This window comes from Cyclobacterium sp., from assembly GCF_014762705.1.
Lineage (GTDB): Bacteria > Bacteroidota > Bacteroidia > Cytophagales > Cyclobacteriaceae > Cyclobacterium.
Genome location: NZ_JABURL010000007.1, coordinates 1 through 6,868, shown reverse-complemented (window position 1 = coordinate 6,868; position 6,868 = coordinate 1). Strand labels below are relative to the sequence as shown.

The window sequence follows — 6,868 nt, the reverse complement described above, 5'->3', positions numbered from 1 at the left end:
AAAAAATCAAATTAAATTTTCTAAATTAATTAAAATTAAAGTACCCAATCCTTAATGGTATATCATGTTTTATAATCAATTTATTTTGACGAAGTCAATGTCATTTGCCCCAAATTGGACAGATGAAAGTTGGAACAAAGAGAATATTGGAGATTTTTTTCTTTTTTGTCACCCCAAATTGAACTTGACAAAAAAAGAAACCAACATATCAAGTTTTTTTTTATTGGGTTATGTTCATGATTGGGAGTTTCCAGAACAATCCAATCAAAAAATCGTTGAGGGTTTGGATATTGACGTTTCAATTATTGATTTAATTTATCAACTTTCAAAATTATCAGGTGATTTTGTTGTCATTTACCAGTCTGATGGTGAAATTTTCCTTTTTAATGATGCCTGTGGTCAAAAGGAGGTTTATTACGATGTGAATTATCAAAATTTTGGATCTCAACCAAAATTGCTCGCTGAAGTAGTGGACTTGGTACCCCACGAAGATGAAGACAGTATTAATTTTTTTAAATCCATTGAATTTTCCAAAAAAAAGCATTTTGTAAATGAATTTACACATGTAAAAAATGTCAAGCATTTACTTCCAAACCACTACCTTGATTTAAATTCAAAAACTACTGTTCGGTTTTTCCCTTTATTTCCCAGAGAGGAAAGGCCATTGAAGGAGGTAGCTCAAAAGGCTGCAGTTATGATAAAAGGCTATTTGAAATCTATAGCTTATCGCAGTGATCTCGCTTTAGCTGTTACCGGAGGTTTCGATAGCAGAACACTTTTTTTGGCAAGCCTTGAGGTTAAAGAGAAATGTAAATATTATGTTTTTAAACATAAAAACATGGATCATAATCATTATGACATTGTATTGCCAAAAAAAATAACTGCGATTTATCAACAAAAACTACATGTTATAGAAGAAGACGCAATTGAATTCGTTGAGGATACTACAAATTTCAGTCAAAGTGTTGATTTTCCATCTACCAGCACGATCAGTGCGGATGCGTTTAAGGGCCGTGTTTATATCAACGGGAACATTTATGAAATAGCCAGGAACTCTTTTGGTTATCAAAAAAATGCCACTGCTGCCGATTTAGCATTTAAAATAGGCTTTAATAAACAGAATTTACCCATTAAAGGATATGAACGCTGGTTAAAGGATAAACCGGGGTTTAAGAAACAGGGCTATCATTACTTAGATCTGTTTTATTGGGAAGAACGAATGGGGATTTGGTTAAGTAAAGGAAGAACAGAAATGAATGCCATGGGTAAAACCGTAAAATCTCCTTTCAATTCAAGGGCACTTATTGAACTGCTTCTTAGTGTAAAAAGAAAGGACAGAGATGTTCATTTTAATAAGCTGCAAAAGGAAATTATCCGAATTCTTTCAGACAATAATCCTGAAATTATGGCTATGCCAGTCAACCCTACATTAAAGCGGAAAGTTTTTTCAACATTGAAGAAACTTCACCTCTATAATTTAATGCGATACATAGCAATTAAAGCCAGGATATTTTAATTTTTGATATAAAAAAAGACAGGGACATAGCCCTGTCTTTTTTTAAATTTCAAATGTACACTGCGCCTTAAGGATTAACAATGAGCCTTTGTCGGCTGATAATGCTTTGATCTTTTGAAACGCTAATCAGATATACTCCTTGAGCTACGTTGTCTAAAGGTATGGTAAATTTATTTGGAGATGATGATGACCTGATCCAGTTCAAATCATAGTGGCTGACCAATTGTCCACTCATATTATGGATCAAAATCCTTCCCTGACTTATTTCCTCACCCAATTCCAGAACAGCTTTATCTTTTGCCGGATTGGGGTAGATTCTGATATCATTTTCAACGGATTCCTCTTCTACATATAGGTCCATTTCCTTATAGCCGCGACCAATCATTTCTTTATATCCTCTGCCGAACATTTCCCGGTATCCCCTTAGGTTTGCACCTGCTATTCCGCTTTTTGCTCCCGTACCGACGATGGCTATACCCGAAATACTCGCTCTGTTTTCTTTGGCAATCATTTTTAGATGCAGAACGCCGTCAGTTACTTCAATATCTTCGAAGGCCAGGATAGTGGGGGCGTTGGCATTTTCTACATAGATATCAAACCCTGCTTTTACCGTTTTGTCTTCCAACACAATGTCAAATACCCTTCTTCCGGAACTTGCAGAAGGACCCATCTGGCCAAACCAAAGTTCATTGTGCATGGTTAGAACGGTATAATGTCCATTTGGAACTGGGATGGCGTATTGTAGATTTTCGCCATTCCTTTCGGTCTGGAAGATCCTCTCCTGAGATGCCAGGTTATTTTCAAAGCGGTAGGAGGGGGAATTATAGTATGGCGTGTTATTTTCCTCGGCAAGGAAAATGTCACCGGAAAGGGTTTCATCAGTTTTCCCTCCAGTATTTAACAGGAATACATGGTCTGTTACTTCGACTGCCTGTACTTCACTTGTTTCTTTGAATATTTCGATCGCAGAAATAGTGGCCCTGTTGTTACTAGCAACCATATCCAGATTCAAAACCCCGTCATTTACATGAATTTTTTCGAAACTCAAGATCGTTTCCTGATTGTTATTTTCTACAAAAAGATCAAAATCATCTTTTACCAGTTTGTTTTCAATAAATAGGTCAAACACCCTGTTTCCTGCTTTTTGGGCTGGTCCGACTTTTCCAAAATAAAGTTCATTGTGATAAGTCTTTACCGTGTAAACCCCATTTTCTACTGGAATGCTGTACTTTAACACAGGTGCATTGCGTTCATGTTGGAACAACTTTTCTTCACTGGCCTGGCTATTGGTGTAAGTGTTTGATGTGCTGAAATAATTCAGGTTATAATCTGGTTTGAAGTTTTCTCCACCATAGCTTACCGATTGGTTATATCCCGTTTTTAATCTCAATACCGGAACCAAATCATTTTCTGTAATTATGGACAAGCCACAAATGGAAGCCCTGTTACTGGATGCAACCATATTTAAATCCAGTTTCCCATCATTCACTTGAACTGTAGTAAAAGTCAATATTGTTGGCTTATTGTTGTTTTCGAGGTATAGGTCAAAATTATTTTTCACCTGTTTCCCTTCCAATTCAATATCAAACACCCTTCTCCCTACTCCTGCAGATGGGCCACCATGTCCAAAATACAGTTCATTATGGTATGTTTTAACAGTGTAGGTGCCATTCGGAACATCCAATGAGATGGCGAATTCCTCACCATTTCTTTCGGTTTGAAACAAGGCTTCATTAAACTTGGTATTAGAATAAGTATAGGTTTTTCCAATAATACTGCTGGTTACTACCTGTTCTCCAATAAATGAATTTTCCTGATAGGAAACTTCTTTTTGTGTGCCCAAATTCACAAAAAGACTAAACCCTGGATCTGTAACTGTGTTGTTTTCAGCAGGTTCGGAAGGCTCATTGGGAGAAGTTGAAATGTCATCAGCAATACTTTCTATGGTCACTTGCACAGGGGAAGATATTCCAATCGCCATATCATTGTCTACGGCTTGCAAAAATAAGCTATAAGTTCCTGCAGTGGTGGATTTCCAGCTAAATTCATAAGGGCTTGATGCGGAAGAGGCTTCTATTTTATCGTTTACCATTAAATTTACCTGTGTCACAGCACCATCAAGATCTATAGCAGATGCTTTTATCTGGATTTCTTCTCCAGCGTCAAGAATTAAATCATTGAGCGGATCAATAAAATTTACTACTGGTAAGACATTTTCTTTTTTTACCTCAATAGCTACGCTATCAGAAAACACCGTTCTTCCGTAAATATCAACTGCTTCAGCATAAATATAATGTGATCCATAAGGAATACTTTTCCAGATACTGGCCAAAGGAGTTTCCTCTTCGGTAGAGATTAGTTTTTCACAATAATAATAATTGACTTTTTCCACATCCAATTCTCTGCCCTCATCTACAGCCAGAGTGATGGGAAGGTCATCTCCCTCAATCATACCAGAGCCATATTCGGGAATGATCACTCTTACCTCCTGTATTGGTTCAGGCTGGGAAATGTTTTTGTCAGATGTTTTGATCAAAATAATTGACCGGAAAGGAGCTACTTTTACGCTTCCAGTATGGGGGTTGTTATGCATATCTACATATTCTCCTGAAAGGCTAATGGATTGCTCAGTATTCTTGTCATTATAGGCGAACAAAATCATCTCTTCAGGATCGGTCAACTGTAAATCTGCTTCATGCAGGCTCAGATTATCTATTTGAAAATCGGCACTGCTAACATTGGTAAAGCTAAACAAGAGTACAGTCTCATCGGAAGAGGATGCAGGGCTTAGTAGAATTTCATATTCGTTTCTCTCGTAGCTGAATTCCACCGCACTGACTGCGCTAATGATATTATGGGGAGAATATTTTTGTCTGAAATATGCTTTTCCAGCAAAATTCTTATTCCCAATACCGCTGAATTTTATCAAATAATTTTTTCCCTTTTCAACTTTTCCAATTCTAACATTGAATTCAAAGGTACCGGAACCAATTACACGAAGCGCCCCTCCGTCAAGTTTAGATTGGCTTTCCCAGTAGGTCTTGGCATTTTTTGTGGTTACATAGTTGGCGTCTTTGGTAAATCCTTCATTATCATACTTGTTATCCCCTAATAACCCAATTACTTCATAGGAGGGAATATTTACAGGATGTATTTTAGACCCTGTATCCATCCCGTATTCTTTTTTCCAACCTTCCAGGTCCAATACCTTGGTAACATCATAAATGGTCCCCATGTTGTACCTGTTAATGATCCGGTAATTATCGGTCATCGGACTTGCATATACATTATTGGAAAACACTCCCATTTTTCCGATATCATTTTTGATGGAGCTTATATTTAGGTTGTTCTGCTCACTATTTTGGGAGAAAAATATATTGTTTTCTATTCGGTTGTTGCTGATATCAGCACCCATTTCGTCGTTTCTGAAGAATATCTGATAAGTGCTGTTATAGACCGTATTGTGGTGGATATTGTTATGACGTGCATTGTGGAGGTAAATGCCTTTGCTTGAAACATTGGCAATGGTATTATAGGCCACTTCCACTCCAGTGGTGTTGTCGTCAAGGTAAATGCCTTCAGACTGGGGTTTGGCCAGAGCAGACCGGATATTGGTTCCCTCGACTACTCCATATCCATTTAAAATGATGTTCCCAATTACTTTCCTATTGTAATAGGTTTCGTTTCCTGAGCCTGTGTACACATAAATACCTCCGCCATCATTCTTGGTCTTATTAAAATGGTTTATAAAATTATTTTTTACCAGGCTATTATTTCCTCCAAATCGAATGCCGACATATCCGGAATTGATGACCTGGTTGTTTTCAATCCGGCTATTGTCATTTGAGGAGAAAATACCAAATCCATTACCATCTCCCGATTTTCCCATTCCAGGATATAATTGAATGTTTTGGATCAGGTTATTTTTAATCACCGGATCATCGCAGGATTTTAAATCTAATCCTGAATTATGGATATTAATTATTTCATTGTTTTCTAAAAGCAATTGGTCGTTTCCTTCTGCAAAAATCCCATTGACCCCGGCAAACTCCACTTTTGCATTTTTCAAACTTACATTTCTTCCATTGGCAAGGGAAATCGCATCTTTGTTGGCTCCCCGAAAGTGTAGGTTTTCAATTATTACATGATCTACCCTTTTCACCTGCGTTAATAACAAGTCCAAAGTGGCTACCTGTACTGTATTTCCAAATGGGGATTCATTCCCGAAGAAAACATTTATTTTGGCATTTTTTTCATCGTAATACCATTCGCCTTTCTGATCCAGAGTTTTGATGTGGTTTTGGATAAAATAACCAAAGTCCGCTTTTGGTTGATAGTTGGTTTCGCTGTTCGAAGCATATGTTATGGTGCTTCCGGAATGAGAGGTGATTTTATGGCGATCCAGGATCCAATAGATTTTTCGGATAACAACTTCGGCACCGGTCCAGTTTGGCCATGAGCTAAGCTCTTTGTCTGTAATGCTGTTCCAGGAAGTTGATTCATAATTCAGGTATCCTTTGTTGCTGCTGTTGCTATTTGGATATCTACCCATTTCGATATCCTGATCATTAATCACCACCATATTTGTTTTTTGGGCCTTAAGTCCGCTTTGCACAGACTCATATATACCATTGCCCAGGGATTTCCAGTTTTTTATATCCACAAGACCGGTTATTATGGGTCTTTCCCCATTTCCATAAGCGCCAATTACAATAGGATTACCTGATATGCCCGAATTGCTCATTACAATGGTACCGAAAAATGTTTCTCCCCTTCTAAATAATACCTTATCTCCGGGTTTTAATGATGGAAAAATTGCGTTTAATTTTTCGATAGATTTCCAGGGAGTATCCGGGTTTTGCGCCTGGGCAAAACTTCTGGAATCGTTTCCGGATTGCTGGGAAAAATAGTAACTAGCTCCATGGCTGACGGCAGGAACCGTGGCGGTCACCAGGAGCAGTAGCAGGATTGAAATTAGATTTTTCATCGTATTAGCATTTAAAAGTTTTGAATCAATTAGAGTTCTTTGTGCTTTTGCTGTCTTGATATTTTTAGAGAGAATATTCATTTTGTTTAATCTTTTCTGGTTTATAAAGTCTGAATTTGGTATTTCAGCCTTTACAATTAAATTTTTTGAATTTCATATATACCAAAATGATATTCTTTAAATACATCTTATTTTTATAATAAAGGGTATAATATTCTTAATACTAAATTTTATTTTTAACAACAATTGACATGGGGTGATTAAATAATTGTATAATTTCTTTATTTGATTTCAATTGTGTTTTTGGAATTATTTTTATTGCCTATCATCCATAAATGATGTTTAGTAACATAAAATATTTTTTT

The 6,868-nt window shown here is 36.8% G+C and carries 2 protein-coding genes; one reads left to right on the top strand and one right to left on the bottom strand.

Annotated elements, in window-relative coordinates; genetic code table 11:
* Positions 1-64: 64 nt before the first annotated feature.
* Complete coding sequence (locus HUJ21_RS00060; RefSeq protein ID WP_291366233.1) at positions 65-1,516, top strand: hypothetical protein; 1,452 nt, start codon at positions 65-67, stop codon at positions 1,514-1,516.
* 67 nt (positions 1,517-1,583) lie between these two features.
* On the opposite strand, the gene HUJ21_RS00055 is transcribed toward HUJ21_RS00060, so the two are convergent.
* Positions 1,584-6,503, bottom strand: coding sequence for a malectin domain-containing carbohydrate-binding protein (locus HUJ21_RS00055; protein WP_291366232.1), 4,920 nt, complete (start codon positions 6,501-6,503; stop codon positions 1,584-1,586).
* Between the last annotated feature and the right edge of the window lie 365 nt (positions 6,504-6,868).

What these genes read in the sequence shown, in the direction of transcription:
- HUJ21_RS00060 (WP_291366233.1), top strand. Translation starts at nt 65, where the DNA reads ATGTTTTATAATCAATTTATTTTGACGAAGTCAATGTCATTTGCCCCA.
- HUJ21_RS00055 (WP_291366232.1), bottom strand. Translation starts at nt 6,503, where the DNA reads ATGAAAAATCTAATTTCAATCCTGCTACTGCTCCTGGTGACCGCCACG.